Consider the following 18,660-nt stretch of genomic DNA (forward strand, 5'->3'; position numbering starts at 1 on the left):
AAGATAATATGCAAAATGCGCAATATTGGTTTTAATCTGATTGCCTGTTTATCAAGAGAATATTCCCATTTGCTTAGTATGTTGATATTTGAAATAAACATTGTATTATTGCGCATATTTATGAGTTGGCAGCAAGTGTAAAGGACGACCCGACAACAACAAACAGACGACTAAAAACAAGAAAAAAGTAAACCATTTTGACAGGTGACCAAAGACAGAAAAACGATATTACAAACGGACAGAGATTAATCCGACACACTAACCGACCCTCTGTTTTTTATTTTTTTCCCTCCGCACATTTTTTAAAAACAATTTTAACCAGCCGCACGGTCAAGCACATTTGGTTTTTCCCAACGCTAATGCCAACGCTGAAAAACCAAAAGAGCTTGCCCTTACCCACCCACGACAATATAGTGGACTTTTACACTATTCGACAATGTATTTTTACTATCTTTGACCCGATAAAATTTAATAAGGCTTCAAATGAACAGAATTAAAGAAGTTCTGAAAGAAAAAGGTATCTCACAAACTTGGCTTGCTCAAAAGCTGGACAAAAGCTACAACACGATAAACGAGTATGCCCGAAATGTGAGACAACCAAGCATTGAGGATTTGTATCGAATTGCAAAAATTTTGGATGTTAATGCCAAGGACTTATTGAAAGAAGAATAATGAGTAAAGAGAACCAAATAGAAGAAAATCTAATAGAGCAACTAAAAGGGCTGAAATATATTCATCGCCCCGACATAGTTGACAGGAAAACACTTGAGCAAAACTTCAAAGCAAAATTTGAAGAACTCAACCGTATTAACTTGACTGATAATGAGTTTTTACGGCTTAGAGAAGAAATAATCAATTCTGATGTTTTCGCTGCATCTAAACTCTTACGAGAAAGACAATATTTTCAACGTGAGGACGGAACGCCTTTGCATTATACTTTAGTGAACATCAAAGATTGGTGCAAGAATGACTTTGAAGTTATCAGTCAATTACGCATCAACACAGAAAACAGCCATCAACGCTACGACATCATTTTGCTGATTAACGGTTTGCCTGTTGTGCAAATCGAGTTGAAGAAACTGGATATTTCTCCAAGAAAAGCAATGCAGCAAATTGTAGAATACAAAAACGAGCCTGGCAATGGTTATGGAAATTCGCTGCTTTGCTTTATGCAGTTGTTTATTGTGAGCAATCGAACTAACACGTACTATTTCGCAAACAACAAGAATCAGCATTTTGCTTTCAATGCAGACGAACAGTTTTTACCGATTTATCAATTAGCAGACGAAAACAACAAGAAAATCACTCACCTTGATTTGTTCACTGAAAAATTTCTGAGCAAGTGTACACTTGGTGAATTGATTAGTAAGTATATGGTACTCATTGAGAGTGAACAAAAGTTACTCGTAATGCGACCATATCAGATTTATGCAGTTAAAGCAATTGTTAATTGCATTCAGCAAAATAGAGGTAATGGCTATATATGGCATACAACAGGAAGTGGCAAAACCTTGACTTCCTTCAAAACTTCTACTTTGCTAAAAGATAATCCTGATATTGAGAAATGTTTATTTGTAGTTGACCGAAAAGACCTTGACCGACAAACCCGTGAAGAATTTAATAAATTTCAAGAAGGTAGTGTAGAAGAAAATACCAATACGGAAACTTTGGTAAGACGATTGCTTTCTACCGACTATGCAGACAAAGTAATTGTTACGACAATTCAAAAATTAGGGCTTGCACTTGACGGAACACAAAAGAAAAACTATAAAGAACGCTTAGAGCCATTAAGCAAAAAAAGAATGGTATTCATATTTGATGAATGCCACCGTTCACAATTTGGCGACAATCACAAGGCGATTAAAGAGTTTTTCCCAAATGCTCAATTATTCGGCTTTACAGGCACACCAATTTTTAGAGACAATGCCACTTATATCGAAAGAAATGGTGAAGAAGCAAAATACAAGGAAACAAGCGACATTTTTGAAAAGCAATTACACGCTTATACAATTACACACGCCATTGACGACCGAAATGTTTTAAAGTTTCATATTGACTATTTCAAGGGAAAAGGCAACCAAAATCCAAAACCTGGAGAAGCAATTGCACAACAAGCAGTTGTAGAAGCCATTTTAGACAAGCACGATACTGCTACCAATTCAAGAAAATTCAATGCAGTTTTAGCAACTTCTTCTATCAATAATGCAATTGAATACTATAATCTATTTAAGGAAATTCAAAAAAAGAAACAAACTGAAAATCCCAATTACGTTCCTTTAAATATTGCTTGTGTGTTTTCTCCACCGTCACAACTAATTTCTAATAATGGCGACCAACAAGCTCAAAAGAATGCTGCTGATATTAAGCAGTTACAAGAGGATTTAACAAATGAACGTGAGGACAATAAACAGAATCCCGAAGAAAAAAAACAAGCATTAACGGAAATTATTGCAGATTACAATAAGCAGTATAAAACCAATCACAGTATCAATGAATTTGATTTGTACTATCAAGATGTACAAAGAAGAATCAAAGACCAACAATACAGCAACAAAGATTATTCACACGAAAATAAGATTGACATTACAATAGTGGTAGATATGTTGCTAACTGGTTTTGATAGCAAGTATCTCAATACTTTGTATGTGGATAAGAACCTGAAATACCACGGACTTATTCAGGCATTTTCGAGAACAAATCGTGTATTAAATGATACTAAACCTTACGGAAATATTTTAGACTTCCGTTCACAACAAGAATCCGTAAACCAAGCGATAGCATTATTTTCAGGAGAAGATAAAGATAGAGCAATTAAAATTTGGATGGTTGACCCTGCTCCAGTTGTAATGGATAACTTTCAAAAGGCAGTTGAGGCATTAGGAATCTTTATGCAGCAACAAAATTTGGTAAACGAACCACAAGAAGTTTACAACCTGAAAGGTGATGCAGCACGAATTACATTCGTAAAAAACTTTAAAGAAGTTCAAAGGCTTAAAACTCAATTAGACCAATACACAGATTTAGACGAAGAACAAAAGGCAAAAATTGAAGCGATTTTGCCTAAAGAGACTTTGCAAGAGTTCCGCAGTTCGTATATAGAAACAGCCAAGCAGTTAAGAGAAATTCAACAAAAAGAAGGAGACCAAGCACCGCCTGAAATACAACAATTGGATTTTGAATTTGTATTGTTTGCTTCTGCTGTAATTGATTATGACTATATAATGAATCTGATTGCTGACAGTACGCAGAAAAAACCTGCCAAGCAAAAGATGACAAAGGCACAGGTAATTAGCTTGTTAAAATCAAACTCCAATTTAATGGATGAGGAAGAAGATTTGACCGAGTACATTAATAGTTTGGATTGGGAAAGCGGACAGGATGTAGATACGCTTCGCAAAGGATACGTTACGTTTAAGGACGATAAATACAATAAAGAATTAGCAGCTATTGCTCACAAACACGGTTTGCAAACGGCAGACCTGAAAGTGTTTGTTGAAATGGTAATGAATCGAATGATTTTTGACGGTGAAAAATTGACTGACCTATTAGAGCCATTGGATTTGAGTTGGAAAGAACGCAGAGTAAAAGAACTGGCATTAATGGCAGATTTAGTACCACAATTTAAAAAACTTGCCCAAGGGCGTGAAATATCAGGATTAGCAGCGTATGAGTAAGACAAAAAAAATATTACCCGAATTGCGTTTTCCTGAGTTTTCAAATAATGAAACTTGGGCTGACAGAAAACTATCAGATGTACTCTTTGAACACAAAGAAAAAAGTACAGGAAATGAAGAAGTATATTCTGTTTCAGTTCATAAAGGCGTAATTAATCAGATTGAACATTTGGGACGTGTATTTGCTGCAAGTAATACTGAAAATTATAAAAGAGTATTGCCAGGTGATATTATATACACCAAAAGCCCAACTGGAGATTTCCCTCTTGGAATCATAAAGCAAAGTAAAGTATCAAAGCCAGTTATTGTGTCGCCTTTGTACGGAGTTTTTAAACCTGAAACAACTGACCTCGGTGTTATATTAGATGCATATTTTGAATACCCTGAAAGAACAATTAACTATTTATCTTCTATTGTTCAAAAAGGAGCAAAAAACACCATAAACATTCACAATGACACTTTCCTTTCAAAATCTCTAGTTCTTCCCCTTGATAAAAAAGAGCAAAGAAAAATTGCATCCTGCCTCTCATCCTTAGATGATGTAATTACAACTCATAACGAAAAATTAGATTTGCTCAAAGAACACAAAAAAGCATTAATACAAGATTTTTTTCCAAAAGAAGGAGAAAAAGAACCTAGGTACAGGTTTAAGGAATTTAAAAAAGATGGAATTTGGAAACAAGATACTATAAAGAAAGCTTTTTCAATATTTCAGGGATATGCTTTCTCTAGTAGTGATAGTGTATCAAGTGGTACAAGATGGTTGAAAATAGCAGATGTTGGTATTCAAGAAATGAAAAACGATACACCATCCTATTTGCCGCCAAACTTTAAAGAAGAATATAAAAATTTTTTAGTTAGTAAAGGTGATTATGTTTTGGCATTAACTCGACCTATCTTAAATATGAAACTCAAGATTGCTCGAATAGATGATGTTTTTGATAATGCATTATTAAATCAGCGAGTTGGGAAAATCGTAACGACAAATGAAAGTAGTTTTATTTACTATCTACTTCAAACAAAAGAAATGATTGAAAATATTAATAAAAATATTGCGGGTAACGAACCACCAAATTTATCATTTAATCAAATTGAAAATTTAATAATATTCCTACCACCGACATTGTTAGAACAGAAGAAAATAGCCTCTTGTCTTTCTTCTTTAGATGAAATTATCAAGGCACAGACAGAATTGGTTGAGCAATTGAAGTTGCATAAAAAAGGATTGACACAGTGGTTGCTTCCACAAACGATAGATTAAATATGAATGAATTAGATATAGCAAAGCAACTTTTTGAAAATCAAGAGAACATCATCTTGATATATGCATTCAATGCTACAGGAAAAACACGCCTATCGGTTGCATACAAAAACTTTACTAAAAATGAGAACGAAGGCAAGCACATTGGTATTTATTACAATGCCTTTAGTGAAGATTTATTCGTTTGGGAAAATGACGAAGAAGGTGGAAATGAAAATATTCGGCTAAATATTCTATTCAGTAATCTAAGCCAATTCCATTCATATTTTGACGAGAAAGACGTTGAAGAAAAACTGGCAATTTATAATCCAAAGTTCAAGTTTAAATTCAACCAACACGAGAATCCAGAAGAAGGAATAGAATCTGTTTCATTCTTTATTGATGAGGAAAAACAAACACCGATTAAAATTTCAAGAGGTGAAGAAAGAATTTTCGTTTGGTGTTTCTTCTTAACATTGTTTGAAGTAGATGCTTGGGCAAGCAGTCAGGATGCACACTTTTTTATTGACGACCCAGTTTCAAGTTTGGATGAACATAATATTTTCATAACAGCCGAATCCATTTTTGAACTCATTGAAGAACACTATCTCAAAAAGCGAATAGTAATTACAACACATCATATTGGTTTATTTTCCATTCTATTTGACAAACTCAAAAAGGGTGAAAAAAGTGGCCGTTATAACAAATTGACAAAACCGTTTATTCTCACTTCAAAAGAGGGAAATTTAACTTTAAACAGTTTAAATAACGAAGTATTTCTCTTTCATCTTCACCTGATGCAAACCATTGATACAGCAACAAAAACAGAATTGTTTGCTTATCACTTCGTATTGTTAAGGCAATTGCTTGAAAATATTTCTTCATTCCTCGGAGTAGGAAGAATCAAATATACTTTAGAGCAAATCGGAGTTGAAAAAGTGGATGAAGCAATGGAAATTGTAAATTCCCTATCTCATAAAAATGTGTATCGCTTGCAGTTTAATAAAATGGCAGGAGCGGAAGAAGCAGTGTTTAGAGAAATATTTCAAAAAATTCAAGACAAGTATCGTTTTATCTATTAATCGAAATAATGGCAAGTAAAGAACAAAAACAATTAGGCAAGACACTTTGGGATATAGCAGACGAACTGCGGGGTGCAATGAATGCGGATGATTTCCGTGATTATATGCTGTCGTTTCTTTTTCTAAGGTATCTATCGCACAATTACGAAGAAGCCGCAAAAAAAGAATTAGGCAAAGATTATCCGCTAAGTCCTTCGAAAGAGGTAAAGGCTGACTTTGTTGTTCCCCCACCATTGGAAATATGGTATAAAAAGAACAAAGAAGATATAGAGGATTTTGAAAAGCAAATGCGTAGAAAAGTGCATTATGTTATCGAACCAAAATATCTATGGAGTAATATAACCGAGTTAGCTCGAACACAAAATGAAAAGCTGCTTACCACGCTGGACAAAGGTTTCAGATACATTGAAAACGAATCATTCGAGAGTACCTTTAAAGGTTTGTTTTCAGAAATCAACCTTAATTCAGAAAAATTAGGTAAAACTCAAAAAGAACGAAATGATAAACTTTGCAAGATAATCACTAAGATAGCGGAAGGAATTGCGGATTTTTCGACAGACACCGATACGCTTGGAGATGCTTATGAATATTTGATTGGTCAATTTGCAGCAGGTTCAGGGAAGAAAGCAGGAGAGTTTTATACACCCCAACAAATCTCAACAATTCTTTCACGAATTGTAATTTTGGACTCCCACGACCCAAAGACTGGTCCAAAACCTAAACTTGATAACGTACTTGATTTTGCTTGTGGTTCGGGTTCTTTGCTCTTGAATGTGAGAACGCAATTAAAAGAAAATGGTGGAACTATAGGCAAAATCTACGGTCAGGAAACGAATATAACTACTTATAACCTTGCCAGAATGAATATGCTTTTACACGGCATGAAAGACACCGAGTTTGACATATTCCACGGAGACACTTTATTGAATCAATGGAGTTTATTAAATGAAATGAACCCAAGTAAAAAAGAGGAGTTTGATGCCATAGTAGCTAATCCACCTTTTAGTTTACGTTGGGAGCCTAACGACACCCTTGCAGAAGATTTTCGTTTCAAAAGTTATGGTTTAGCTCCTAAGTCAGCAGCCGACTTTGCTTTTCTGTTACACGGTTTTCACTTCTTAAAACAGAATGGAACAATGGCAATCATTTTGCCACACGGAGTTTTATTTCGAAGTGGTGCAGAAGAAAAAATACGCACCAAATTGTTAACAGAAAATTCTATTGATACAATTATTGGTTTACCATCAAACCTTTTTTATTCGACAGGTATTCCAGTATGTATTTTGGTTTTGAAGAAATGTAAAAAGAAGGAAGATGTATTGTTCATTAACGCAAGCGAACATTTTGAAAAGGAGAAGCGACAAAATACATTAGACGAAAAGCATATCAACAGAATTGTTGAAACATATCAATATCGCAGAGACATTGACAGGTATTCCCGTAAAGTTTCAATGGACGAAATCAAAAAGAACGGCTACAACCTGAATATTTCTCGTTATGTAAGCACATCACAAGACGAATCAAAAATTAACTTGAAAGAAGTAAACACAAAACTAGTATTAATAAATAAGAGAATTAAAACAAACACGGACAAGCATAATGAATTTTTAAAAGAGTTAGGTCTAAATTTAATCTAACAACGAAATGCCAACGCTATTTGCAAGCACATTGCCAAAGCCCCACAAGCCAACGCACAGACCAAAGCTTTGTCAAAGAGCTTGCAAATCCAACGCAGGACAAAATTGTTTTTAAAAAATTTCCCGACCCTTCAAAAAAAATAAAAAACGCAACGCACAACCCGACAGACAATGACACGGAAACTCAACAAAGACAATGGTTTACAAGCACGGACGACAGAACACCAGCTGCCAACAGCGGTTTTGCGTAATGGCGGGTTCAGTGCTTCGTATGACAGTTTTGTGGTAGGTTCAAGTGCAGTTCTTCGATTAAACTTTTGTGCTAAAAATCCGCCACTACGCAAAGCCGCAAAACGTTGGGCGTCATTTTAGAGCGACCGTGCAGACAATGAACATAGTAACAAACAAAGACAAAAAATCGTAACTTTGAAGTATGGAAAAAAAGCCACTTTATACCATCGGACACGGTAACAGAAAGCCAGAGGATTTTCTTGCTTTGCTGAAAGACTTTGGCATTGAATATCTCATCGATGTTCGTTCACAACCGTATTCAAAATTTAACCCTCAATTCAACCAAAACGAACTTAAATTCTTTTTGGAAAGGAACGGTATTAAATACGTTTTTATGGGTGACACTATTGGTGGCAGACCAAAAGACACGACTTGTTACGACAATGAAGGAAAGGTTGACTATGAAGCGGTTAAAACGAAAGAATTTTTCCTAAATGGTATTGACAGACTAAAAACTGCCTACAATAAGGACATTAATGTTGTAATAATGTGTAGTGAAAGTAAGCCTTGCGAATGCCACAGGAGTAAATTAATCGGCAAGGTTTTAATTACAGACAACATTGTTTTAAAACATATTGACGAAAAAGGAAAACTCAAAGACCAATCAACAGTAATAAATGAATTAAATAAAGGGCTTTCAGAATATGACTTATTTGGAAATCCAATTAACGCAAAATCAAGAAAAGCTTATTTATAAATATGGAATTTTTTACTATCGGAGTATACAACTCTACTGAAAAAGAGTTTTTTGAAAAACTTACTCAAAACAATATTGACACATTTTGCGACATCAGACAACGAAGAGGAGTTAGAGGTTCAAAATATTCATTTGTAAATAGCAACAGACTTCTACAAAGACTTAATGATTTGGAAATAAAATACGGCTACGTTCCCGACTTAGCACCGACTACCGAAATCAGAGAGCTTCAAAAAGAAATTGATGAAGAAAAAGGAGAACTTAAAAGGGAAAGACAAGAGTTAGGTAAAGTATTCGTAATTGAATACAAAAACAGAATTCTCAAAAATTTCGACTTTGAAAAATTCTTTGAAAGCCTTGACCAAATTGGAGCAAGTAGAATTGCATTATTTTGTGTAGAAGAACATCCTGAAGCTTGCCACCGTTCAATTGTAGCCGACAAGTTGATGAATAATTTTAATTATAAAATCACACACTTGTAAAATGGAAGTTTTAATTCTATCGAAAACTAAATATGGTAGCACACAAGTTTGCGTTGGTGGTATTTGCATCAACAACAAACAATTTATTAGACTACTAAATCAAGGAGGATATTATCAACCAGCGGACACTCAATTTAATATAGGAGATATATGGGACATTACATTTTCAGTTAATCCTAATAGGAAAGAACCCCATAATGAAGATGTAACAATTCACACTTACAAGTTCGTAAGAAAAATATATCAGCTTGAAACCTATATTAAAAATATGGGCGTCCCAATTTGGAGAAATAATATTTCAAACATTTTTGAGGGAAAAATTTTATGGCAAAAGAACGGAAAAGGATATTTTTCTGAATACATCAAAAACTATCCAAGTCATAGTGTAGGCTTTTGGATTTCTGATGTTGATTTAAGGTATTCAAATGGTTCTTACATCTATGAAAGCAATGGCGTTTCAAAACAAATAGTATATAAAGGAAATCAAACGGCATTACAAGTTATTCCAAAAGGCAGACTTATAAGATTAAGTTTAGCAAAATGGTGGAAACCAGAAGACAGCGATATTGAGTCAAGGTGTTATTTACAACTTTCAGGATGGTATGAAGACCAATCTGAACCTGTAAAAAAGGTAGAGGCAAAACCAATTGTAAAAACTCAACCTATCACAAAAACCATCGAACTTCCAAAATATGAAGTGCCAAAATACCAAGCACCTAAAACAACACAGCAACCTAAAAACACAAGTGGTTCTTGTTACATTGCCACTTTGTGTTATGACGATTTTTATGCTGCCGAAGTATGTAGTTTTAGAGACTTTAGGGATGCGACTTTAAGCAAAACTAAAATGGGAAGATTATTCATTGCTAAATATTATCATTTTGCACCAAAATTGACTGCTAAATTGGAAAATCATAAAACATTGAACCGAATAATTAAGCACCTTTTACTTAACCCATTGCTGACAATTATTAAGACTTTAAAACTCGACAGAAAATAAAAACGAACGCCCAACAGCGGTTTTGCAAAAAAGCGGGTTCAGTGGTTAATTGAACATTCAACCTCGCATCAAATTTTGTGGTATGTTGACAGTTTAGTGCTCCGAAATCCGCTTCTTCGCAAAGCCCCAAAACGTTAGGCACAATGCTACGAGCGACCATTCCAACATAAACGGACGGACAAAACGGACAACTAACAAACCTATACAAGAATAAAAATTGTAACTTTGCGAAATGGGACAAAAAGAGAAATTAACGATAGAAAAACTGATAGAAGAAGCCCAAATATTCTGTGTTGAACAATCAAAAATTCAACACAGCGAACTTTATGGCGTAACAGACGGAAAAGCAGTAGGAACACTTATTGAACACAAATTTCAATCACATCTCAACGAAAAATACGAAGTCGTTGTAGGTTCATCTGCAAAAGGAATAGACTTGCCATCTGACGACATTCAAACGGACATAAAAGTAACTTCAATTAAGCAACCACAATCTTCTTGTCCTTTCAAAGACGCTAAACAAAAGATTTTCGGACTTGGCTACAATCTTCTTGTGTTTGTTTACGATAAAACAGACGACACGACAACCCAAGCCGCAATCTTAAATTTTGTAAGTTGTTCGTTTGTTCATAAAGAACGGACAGCCGATTACACGACAACTTTCCGTTTGCGTGAAATGGTAAAAGACGGTGCAAATGAAGCCGACATTGTTGCTTACTTGCAAGACAAAAACATTCCTGCGGACGAAATTACGTTAGCAAAAGTTGCTGAACAGATTTTGCAGACACCACCCGAACAAGGTTACTTGACCATCTCCAATGCTTTGCAATGGCGATTGCAATATCAAAGAATTGTTGCCTTAACAGACGACATTTCGGGAATTGAAAAAATTGTAAGCTACAATAAACCGCAATGATGAAAGTATTTGAAGCAAATATTACTCATCAGGTTTCGGATTATTTGAACGATAATCTAAGAAACATTGTGGCTGTTGAAAAGGCTAATCAAAAAATGTATGAAGCCTTCGGCTTCATACATTTTTTTGATAATGCGGAAGATTTGCAAATACTGAAAGAAACAATTTCTATTTCTCAGAATATCGTTTCAGAACCCGACAGAGCCGAATATGGAGACTTTCAGACCAATACAGAATTAGCAAACAATGTTGCCTTTCATCTGACAACAAAAAATATTTCGCCAAAAATCGTCATTGAGCCAACTTGCGGAAAAGGCAATTTTATTGTTGCTTCTTTGCGGCAGTTCACAGACATAAAGAAAGTTTTCGGTATTGAAATTTACAAACCTTACGTTTGGGAAAGTAAATTCAATATCATTGATTTTTATTTGAGCAACCCAAGCGAAAATAAACCCGAAATTTCAATCATTCACAGTAGCGTTTTTGACTTTGACTTTAAAACTATTGCCAAAGAAAACAGCACAAAAGAAATTTTAATTATTGGCAATCCACCTTGGGTTACAAACTCAAAATTAGGCAGTCTTAATTCGTCTAATCTTCCTAAAAAAACGAATTTCAAAAACCATAACGGATTAGATGCGATGACAGGGAAAGGCAATTTTGATATTGCCGAATACATTACCTTGATGATGATTGAAACCTTTCAACATCAAAAGGGGAACATTGCTTTATTAGTTAAAAATTCAGTAATCAAAAACATTGTCTTCGACCAATTCACAAAAAAGTATTCCATTTCTGAAATAGAAAAACATTGCATTGACAGCAAAAAAGAATTTAATGTTTCGGTAGAAGCCTCTTTATTTTATTGCAAACTAAATTCCAACTCGACATTCGATTGTGCAGAGTTTGATTTTTACAATAACTCAAATGCAAAACTTAATTTCGGTTGGTTAGCAGACAAGTTTGTTTCTAATCTTGACACTTATTCAAATGCCGAACAAATTGACGGAAAATGTCCGTTTGAGTGGCGACAAGGTATTAAACACGATTGTTCTTCCATTATGGAATTGGACAAAGTGAACGGACATTTTGTAAATGGACTAAAAGAAGAAATCAAATTGGAAAATGATTTGGTTTACGGAGTGCTAAAAAGTTCTGACTTAAAAAATACAGTCATTAAGGAAACGAGAAAATACACGATTGTAACACAGAAAAAAGTGGGACAAGAAACGAATTATATCAAACACGACTTTCCGAAAACTTACAAGTATTTAATTGAACATCAGGACATTTTTAGTTCAAGAAAATCAAGTATTTACAACAACAAACCGCCATTCTCTATTTTTGGTGTGGGCGACTATTCGTTCAAACCATACAAAGTTGCTATTTCGGGACTTTACAAGACTTTTCATTTTACGCTTGTTCTACCTCAAAATGAAAAACCTGTAATGCTTGATGATACTTGCTATATGTTGGGCTTTAACAGATTAGAGTTTGCCGTTTATTCATTGATACTTTTAAACGCTGAAACGACAATGCAGTTTCTGCAATCCATAACTTTTGCAGACGCAAAACGAACTTTCACAAAAGACATTTTAATGCGTATTGACATTTTGAAATTGGCTCAAACGACTGACAAATCTGAACTACAAAGAGAACTAAATTATATAAACGAAACATACAACTTCAACTTGACTTTGGACTTTTGGTGCGACTTTATAAACGAAATGACACCAATAGAAAGTGGACAAATTGAAATGTTTGCATAGATAGACAAAAAGCACTGTGCCTAACATCGGTTTTGCGTAATGGCGGGTGACGGATTTCTATTGAACTTTTGTGCTAAATTGAACGATAGTAATTCTAATCAACGGCAGTGCTAAAATGCCGCCACTACGCAAAGCCGTAAACCGTTAGCGGTTATTTTAAGACGACACACAACTTTGACAAGAACAACCAAAATATTGAACATTATATACTGCTTGACAGTTGTGTTTTTCCTATTGGACAGCTTGACAAGTTTTGACATTAAAAGCCAAAGTATAAAGACATTCGTTTACTTCGGACTTTTAATTGGAACACCGTTGACTTTAATATGGAACTTCCTTGTCATTAAGACAAAAACAAAAAAAGTTATCGGGACAGCATTTCCGACAATTATTATAATCTTAATTTTAGTTGTTGGACCAATGAAGATTTTATTCTCAACTGGTGCTTGGCGGACACAGACAATTTTATACCAAAACGGACATTTAAGTTTCAAGACCGTAGAGTTTCAAATGCAAGACGTTGGTGCATTAGGTTACAACAAACGGACAGTTGAGGTTTTCTATTTAACTCCGTTCTTTATGACAACTAAAAATGTTCCAACCGACATAGACAAAAGAGTAGAATGGGTAAAGGTTGACAAGAACGTTAATGAACTTGAACTTAAATCACCTTAATCAATGAAAGACTATACTTTGACAGGTTGGCAAGACTACTGGAAAATTTTTGACGAGTTGCTTGTACTTTTGAAAGCAGACAATCAAGAACAAATAATTTTAGAATTTAAGGATGCACGGTTATATGTAAACGGTTTGACAGATGGTTGGTTTGAATTCAAATCTGCGTTTGAGAAATCACTACAAGCAAACAGAACTAAAATGACAGTTGACCAATCGGACATTGCGGACTTTTTAATTTTGACACTAAACAAATCGCTGACGAACAGATGAAAAGAAAAACAACCGCTAACATCGGTAGCTGTTGCACAACTCTCTAAAAAAAGAAAAAAACATCAAAAACGGCTTCATTAGAAGCGTTTTAAGCACACTCGTTTTTTCAACTATGCTTTTTAAGTTGGTTTTTTTGGTGGTTTATATAGGAGTTGTGAGCGTTGTGATGTAGTCAATAAAAAAACGAAAGGTGTTTTGCGCAGTTGCCTCTATTTTTTGCATGGCTTGCGCTATGCTGTTGGCTTTGTGGCGGGTGAATTTCATCAGCTTTTTCAAGTTGTATGTTAAAGCAGCCATTAATACATGTTTGTTTGCCTGTGTCATACCTCTTGAATTGATTTTCTTCATGTTTAAGAAGTTAATGAGAGTGCCCAACACCGGCTCTACGGTTTTACTTCTTATACGGCTTATCTTTTTGGCATAGCTTGGATTGTTGGTAAGCTTGTGATGCATGCGGTCGTAATAGGGCTTATCTATGCTTTCTTCTAACTTCTTAAACTTGGTAGCCACTCCACAACATTGCAGTCTTAACGGGCATTTGCTACATACGGTTTCGCTGCTTCTGAAGCTTTTCTTTTCATATCCTTTACTATCGGTTTTAATACCTTTATAACTCAATATGGCTTTGTTGCCGCCTTCTTTGATGCACTCGTATTGATTCAGTTCGGCATTATATATAAAACCTTCCCGCTCGGGTTTGTATTGCCCGAAGTTGGGGATGTAGGCATCTATGTTATGCTCTTCACAATACTTTAAAGCGGTGCCGCTGCTATAGCCGGCATCGGCTGTGATTTGTGCTATCTTTAATCCAATGTGTTTAAAGTTTTCTTGAGCTTGTTGTAATATCTCCGGCAGGTTTTCAGAGTCTTTACTGCCGGCTGTGCTAGCGCATGCTGCCGTGATAACATGATGGGCATCGTCTACGGCTATTTGTCCGGCATAGTTGAGTTGACGTGGCTTTCCGGGCTTGGTACTGATTTTGGCATCGGGGTCGGTAGGGCTGTAATGGGTATGGTTGCTCAAGTAGCGTGGGCGAATGGTATTGCCTTGCTCATCTACTTGTTTGGGATTATCTACATGACCCGGCATGTCTTTGTATTCTTTCACTTTCCATGTGTGGTGGCGTTCTACTAATTTCTTCCGCTCGCTGGTTACTTTATATTCTGAGCCTTCATTCAGTTCATTAACGTACGCACTGCTGTCTTCTATCACTTCTTTTTCTACCAAACTATCCATACTTGCATTGGCTTTAATGTAAGCACTATCAACTGCCTGGCGCTTGCCGCGTATCATGCCTTTTTGTACACACATTGAGAGCACTTTTTGAAATAGACTCAAGAACACTTCTTCACCGTATAACTGTCTTGTACGGCTGATGGTGCTGTGCCATGGAAGGTCTTCGTCAATATCGTATTTTAAATACCATCGTGTATCTAAGCAATTGGAGCAATATGCCATGAGTCTTCGGTCGGAATTAATGTTATTCAGATATCCAATTAAACAAATCTTAAAGAAGACAACGGGATCGATACTTTCTTGTCCTTCTGTTCCGTAGTACATGGCGGTTGCTTTGTACAAAAAGTTCAAATCAAGGGTTTGTGATAATAAGCGATAAAAATTGTCAGTTGGTACCAAGCTGTCAATGCTTACTTGATACAACATTTTTGGTTGAATATCCTTACGTCCCTGCATGCATCAAAGATAAGAAAAGAAATTTTTAAGGCAAAATATACAACACTGACAATCAATTAATTATGCACACTTATTGCACTTTTGTTAATACATGCATAATTGATTTATATTTGCCTAATGAAGTTATGGGTGTGGTTGTGCAACAGGCACAGCGGTTTTATGCAAGTCGGGCGAATCGTTACGATTCTACGACTGTGCCTAAAATCCCGACCTGCATAAAGCCGTGAACCGTTATGCCCAATGCTAAGACGACACCACAAACGACACAGACAACATGAAAAAATTTGACCTTAACATAGAGAAAATTCTTGAGAACTGGGAAACTTCTCATGCAGTTAGAGAACTTATTGCAAATGCTCTTGACGAACAACTTCTAACAAATACAAAGGAAGTTGAAATTTTTAAAAAAGGTAATTCATGGTTAATTCGAGACTTCGGGCGTGGAGTTCAATATACTCATTTAACTCAAAATGAAAATCAAGAAAAGCTGAAAAGTACAAGCGTTATTGGGAAGTTTGGAATTGGCTTGAAAGACGCATTGGCGACATTCGACAGAAAACAAATCAAAGTAATTGCCAAATCCAAACACAGTCAAATTACTATTGCAAAATCCGAGAAGGAAGGATTTAAAGATATTATCACTCTTCACGCAATTATTGAAGACCCGATAGACCCCAAATTTATAGGAACAGAATTTGAACTTATTGGCGCAACCGACAAAGACATTGAAGATGCAAAAAATCTATTCTTAAAATTCTCAGGTGAGCGGATAATTGAAACTACTAAGCAAGGACAAGTAGTTGAAAAAAAGAGCAAACTTGGAAATATCTACATCAATGGTGTAAAAGTAGCAGAAGAAGAAAACTTTTTATTCAGCTACAACATAACAGTAATGAATGCCGCAATAAAAAAGGCATTAAACAGAGAGCGGACAAATGTTGGGCGAAGTGCTTACACGGACTCGGTAAAGAAGATTTTACTGGCTTCCGCATCGAAAGACGTTGCCGAAATTCTTGCAAAAGACTTGACTAATATTAATCTTGGGACAGCTCATGACGAGCTAACGTGGATTGACGTGCAAGAGCATTCTGTAAAAATACTCAACCAACAAGGAAAGTATTTATTTGTAACTTCTTTTGAAGCAATGCAGCACCCCGATATGATTGACCAAGCTAAGAACAGTGGGCATGAAATCATAACAATACCTGAAAACCTGAAATATAAAATTCAAGGCTCGAGAGACTTATCTGGCAACCCAATTGTTGACATCGGGCAATTCGTTTCAAACTACAATGACAGCTTTGACTTTACATTCATTGACCCAGACAAATTAACCGACAAGGAAAAAGCAATTTATAAGCTTACTCCAAAAATCATTGACCTCTTTGGCGGACAACCGAAAAAAGTCAAATCAATTAAAATTTCATCAACTATGCGGAAAGATTTTTTTGCAGATGTTGAAACCCTTGGTTGCTGGGACGAGAAAACAAGCTCAATAGTATTATCGCGTAAGACCTTAAAAACTGTTGCTGACTATTCCGGGACTTTAATTCATGAATTAATTCACGCTAAGACAGGACAAGACGATGTGACAAGAGCATTTGAAAGTTCACTGACAGAAACTATTGGACAACTATGCGGACACATTCTCGACAAATAAGCACTGGGCATAACAGCGTATTTGCGACTATGGCGGGTGACGTGGGTAAATCAACAGTTGTACATCAAATAAACTTTTGTGCGGGCAGACAGGTAAGTGCCCTGAAACCGCCACAGCGCAAATACGCAAACCGTTAGCTGTAACCTTAAAAGACGACAGATAAATGAAAGAGATTTTAAAAGAAGTATATCAACACTGCCAAGACATGCAAAAGATGGCTGAAACAAAAAATGCCGGACTTATTGCGTTTAATGGTGCAATTACTTTGGCAACAATTAAGTTGCTGACAGACGGAATGCAGAACTGCTATTTTCAGTATTACTTGTTCTTTGTGTTATTCTGCTCATTGATTTCAATATTTCTAAATCTATCTGCTATAAGTGCTCAATTGAAGCATAAAGAACAAGAAATCTCAAATCACAAAAGCCAAAACCTCTTGTTCTTTGGAACTGTCGCAAATTATACTCCAGAAGACTACTTAAAACAGTTAAAAACGGAATACAGTTTAACAGATGAAATCACAAAGTATAATATAGACCAGTCCAGACAAGTTGTAATAAATGCCCAAATAGCTCTGCGAAAATTCAAGTTGTTTAACTCTGCATTTAAGTGGACGATTGCTGGCATCGCTACACCTCTCAGCGTTGTAATTTATCTTTTATTCTTTGACAACAACAAATAATGGGATTAAAGCAAGATATTACAGATAAAGTGAAAGCTATCATGGACGAGGAGTTCAAGATAGAAGATGTTGCGTATGTGCCTGACATCAAAAATTCCAAATTAACTTTTGGGAATACAGGACTAAAGTTTGAAGCAACAGTTTTATATATTGATATGCGGGGTTCGACTGAGATATTAAACAAACACAACAAAGCTTCAGTTGCGAAAATGCACATGGCATATTTTCATACAGTAGTAAAAATAGCTAAATCGCTTGGAGGAGAGGTTCGAAGTTTTAATGGCGACAGTATGTTGGTGTTTTTTCAAGGCACGACAAAACAAACTTTAAGTAACGCAGTTCAAGCCGCAATGCAAATGAAATTTATGATTTCTAATTCTGATAGTGGAATAAACAAATATCTTGCTCAATACTCTGCTTTAAATTTTGGTATTGGACTTGACGATGGAGACATTCTCTGCACAAAAATTGGAGTTGGAGGAGACTCGAACAACCAAGACCTAATGTGGATAGGAAATTGTGTAAACAAATCAACTGCAATAAGCGACAAATGCCAAGCTCCAAATCATATTGGTATTTCAAAATATGTTTACGACAATTTAACTGATTCCGCGAAATACGGAACAAGAAAAAACTATTGGGGGCAAGACGAGAAAGTTGACATGTGGACTGCCGCATATTTTAATTACAATGGAAAGACAGAAACTTATTATTACACTACATGGCACTGGACAGTAACTTAGAAAAGGCTACAGCTAACAGGCGTAGCTGTTGCACAACTCTCTAAAAAAAGAAAAAAACATCAAAAACGGCTTCATTAGAAGCGTTTTAAGCACACTTGTTTTTTCAACTATGCTTTTTAAGTTGGTTTTTTGGGTGGTTTATATAGG

Annotated in this window: 17 protein-coding genes; 16 read left to right on the top strand and 1 reads right to left on the bottom strand. The window is 35.6% G+C overall.

Annotation, left to right across the window (positions count from 1 at the left end; translation table 11 throughout):
* Nucleotides 1–483: 483 nt before the first annotated feature.
* The 13 genes from M0R38_08125 to M0R38_08185 all read left to right on the top strand — a co-directional run bounded on the left by M0R38_08125 (nucleotide 484) and on the right by M0R38_08185 (nucleotide 13,736).
* Nucleotides 484–672 carry a helix-turn-helix transcriptional regulator gene (locus tag M0R38_08125; GenBank protein ID MCK9481708.1) on the top strand — a complete coding sequence of 63 codons (189 nt, stop codon included), beginning with the start codon at nucleotides 484–486 and terminating at the stop codon, nucleotides 670–672.
* Nucleotides 672–3,674 (top strand): type I restriction endonuclease subunit R, encoded by a 3,003-nt coding sequence (locus tag M0R38_08130; protein MCK9481709.1) that lies wholly within the window; start codon nucleotides 672–674, stop codon nucleotides 3,672–3,674. Before M0R38_08125 ends, M0R38_08130 begins: the two co-directional genes overlap by 1 nt.
* On the top strand, nucleotides 3,667–4,935 hold the full coding sequence (locus M0R38_08135; GenBank protein ID MCK9481710.1) for a restriction endonuclease subunit S: 1,269 nt from the start codon (nucleotides 3,667–3,669) through the stop codon (nucleotides 4,933–4,935). The genes M0R38_08130 and M0R38_08135 overlap by 8 nt, the downstream gene beginning before the upstream one ends.
* Before the next feature lie 2 nt (nucleotides 4,936–4,937).
* Nucleotides 4,938–5,996 (top strand): AAA family ATPase, encoded by a 1,059-nt coding sequence (locus M0R38_08140; protein MCK9481711.1) that lies wholly within the window; start codon nucleotides 4,938–4,940, stop codon nucleotides 5,994–5,996.
* An 8-nt stretch (nucleotides 5,997–6,004) separates the two neighbouring features.
* On the top strand, nucleotides 6,005–7,633 hold the full coding sequence (locus tag M0R38_08145; GenBank protein ID MCK9481712.1) for a type I restriction-modification system subunit M: 1,629 nt from the start codon (nucleotides 6,005–6,007) through the stop codon (nucleotides 7,631–7,633).
* A 171-nt stretch (nucleotides 7,634–7,804) separates the two neighbouring features.
* A complete protein-coding gene (locus tag M0R38_08150; protein ID MCK9481713.1) occupies nucleotides 7,805–8,005 on the top strand; it encodes a hypothetical protein in 201 nt (66 codons plus the stop codon).
* A 61-nt stretch (nucleotides 8,006–8,066) separates the two neighbouring features.
* Nucleotides 8,067–8,621: a DUF488 domain-containing protein gene (locus M0R38_08155; protein ID MCK9481714.1), complete on the top strand. Its 555-nt coding sequence runs from the start codon at nucleotides 8,067–8,069 to the stop codon at nucleotides 8,619–8,621.
* A 2-nt stretch (nucleotides 8,622–8,623) separates the two neighbouring features.
* Nucleotides 8,624–9,103: a DUF488 domain-containing protein gene (locus M0R38_08160; GenBank protein ID MCK9481715.1), complete on the top strand. Its 480-nt coding sequence runs from the start codon at nucleotides 8,624–8,626 to the stop codon at nucleotides 9,101–9,103.
* Between the two features lies 1 nt (nucleotide 9,104).
* Complete coding sequence (locus M0R38_08165) at nucleotides 9,105–10,103, top strand: hypothetical protein (protein MCK9481716.1); 999 nt, start codon at nucleotides 9,105–9,107, stop codon at nucleotides 10,101–10,103.
* A gap of 232 nt (nucleotides 10,104–10,335) precedes the next feature.
* Nucleotides 10,336–11,019 carry a restriction endonuclease gene (locus M0R38_08170; protein MCK9481717.1) on the top strand — a complete coding sequence of 228 codons (684 nt, stop codon included), beginning with the start codon at nucleotides 10,336–10,338 and terminating at the stop codon, nucleotides 11,017–11,019.
* On the top strand, nucleotides 11,016–12,788 hold the full coding sequence (locus M0R38_08175) for a hypothetical protein (GenBank protein MCK9481718.1): 1,773 nt from the start codon (nucleotides 11,016–11,018) through the stop codon (nucleotides 12,786–12,788). The genes M0R38_08170 and M0R38_08175 overlap by 4 nt, the downstream gene beginning before the upstream one ends.
* Before the next feature lie 195 nt (nucleotides 12,789–12,983).
* A complete protein-coding gene (locus M0R38_08180; GenBank protein MCK9481719.1) occupies nucleotides 12,984–13,463 on the top strand; it encodes a hypothetical protein in 480 nt (159 codons plus the stop codon).
* 3 nt (nucleotides 13,464–13,466) lie between these two features.
* Nucleotides 13,467–13,736: a hypothetical protein gene (locus M0R38_08185; protein ID MCK9481720.1), complete on the top strand. Its 270-nt coding sequence runs from the start codon at nucleotides 13,467–13,469 to the stop codon at nucleotides 13,734–13,736.
* A gap of 141 nt (nucleotides 13,737–13,877) precedes the next feature.
* Here M0R38_08185 and M0R38_08190 read toward each other — a convergent pair whose 3' ends face one another.
* On the bottom strand, nucleotides 13,878–15,428 hold the full coding sequence (locus M0R38_08190; GenBank protein ID MCK9481721.1) for an IS1182 family transposase: 1,551 nt from the start codon (nucleotides 15,426–15,428) through the stop codon (nucleotides 13,878–13,880).
* Between the two features lie 274 nt (nucleotides 15,429–15,702).
* Here M0R38_08190 and M0R38_08195 point away from each other — a divergent pair, with 274 nt between their 5' ends.
* From M0R38_08195 to M0R38_08205, 3 genes are all read left to right on the top strand, one after another.
* Entirely contained in the window at nucleotides 15,703–17,088 is a 1,386-nt protein-coding gene (locus tag M0R38_08195) for a SprT-like domain-containing protein (GenBank protein ID MCK9481722.1), read from the top strand.
* Nucleotides 17,089–17,251: 163 nt separating this feature from the next.
* Nucleotides 17,252–17,770 carry a DUF5706 domain-containing protein gene (locus tag M0R38_08200; protein MCK9481723.1) on the top strand — a complete coding sequence of 173 codons (519 nt, stop codon included), beginning with the start codon at nucleotides 17,252–17,254 and terminating at the stop codon, nucleotides 17,768–17,770.
* Nucleotides 17,770–18,513: an adenylate/guanylate cyclase domain-containing protein gene (locus M0R38_08205; protein ID MCK9481724.1), complete on the top strand. Its 744-nt coding sequence runs from the start codon at nucleotides 17,770–17,772 to the stop codon at nucleotides 18,511–18,513. The genes M0R38_08200 and M0R38_08205 overlap by 1 nt, the downstream gene beginning before the upstream one ends.
* Nucleotides 18,514–18,660: the final 147 nt, after the last annotated feature.

The organism is Bacteroidia bacterium (genome assembly GCA_023228875.1).
Lineage (GTDB): Bacteria > Bacteroidota > Bacteroidia > NS11-12g > UBA955 > JALOAG01.

Coding starts and splice junctions, on each gene's coding strand:
- M0R38_08195 (MCK9481722.1), top strand. CDS start 15,703: ATGAAAAAATTTGACCTTAACATAGAGAAAATTCTTGAGAACTGGGAA.
- M0R38_08130 (MCK9481709.1), top strand. CDS start 672: ATGAGTAAAGAGAACCAAATAGAAGAAAATCTAATAGAGCAACTAAAA.
- M0R38_08185 (MCK9481720.1), top strand. CDS start 13,467: ATGAAAGACTATACTTTGACAGGTTGGCAAGACTACTGGAAAATTTTT.
- M0R38_08170 (MCK9481717.1), top strand. CDS start 10,336: ATGGGACAAAAAGAGAAATTAACGATAGAAAAACTGATAGAAGAAGCC.
- M0R38_08140 (MCK9481711.1), top strand. CDS start 4,938: ATGAATGAATTAGATATAGCAAAGCAACTTTTTGAAAATCAAGAGAAC.
- M0R38_08200 (MCK9481723.1), top strand. CDS start 17,252: ATGAAAGAGATTTTAAAAGAAGTATATCAACACTGCCAAGACATGCAA.
- M0R38_08145 (MCK9481712.1), top strand. CDS start 6,005: ATGGCAAGTAAAGAACAAAAACAATTAGGCAAGACACTTTGGGATATA.
- M0R38_08175 (MCK9481718.1), top strand. CDS start 11,016: ATGATGAAAGTATTTGAAGCAAATATTACTCATCAGGTTTCGGATTAT.
- M0R38_08190 (MCK9481721.1), bottom strand. CDS start 15,428: ATGCAGGGACGTAAGGATATTCAACCAAAAATGTTGTATCAAGTAAGC.
- M0R38_08135 (MCK9481710.1), top strand. CDS start 3,667: ATGAGTAAGACAAAAAAAATATTACCCGAATTGCGTTTTCCTGAGTTT.
- M0R38_08125 (MCK9481708.1), top strand. CDS start 484: ATGAACAGAATTAAAGAAGTTCTGAAAGAAAAAGGTATCTCACAAACT.
- M0R38_08160 (MCK9481715.1), top strand. CDS start 8,624: ATGGAATTTTTTACTATCGGAGTATACAACTCTACTGAAAAAGAGTTT.
- M0R38_08205 (MCK9481724.1), top strand. CDS start 17,770: ATGGGATTAAAGCAAGATATTACAGATAAAGTGAAAGCTATCATGGAC.
- M0R38_08165 (MCK9481716.1), top strand. CDS start 9,105: ATGGAAGTTTTAATTCTATCGAAAACTAAATATGGTAGCACACAAGTT.
- M0R38_08150 (MCK9481713.1), top strand. CDS start 7,805: ATGACACGGAAACTCAACAAAGACAATGGTTTACAAGCACGGACGACA.
- M0R38_08155 (MCK9481714.1), top strand. CDS start 8,067: ATGGAAAAAAAGCCACTTTATACCATCGGACACGGTAACAGAAAGCCA.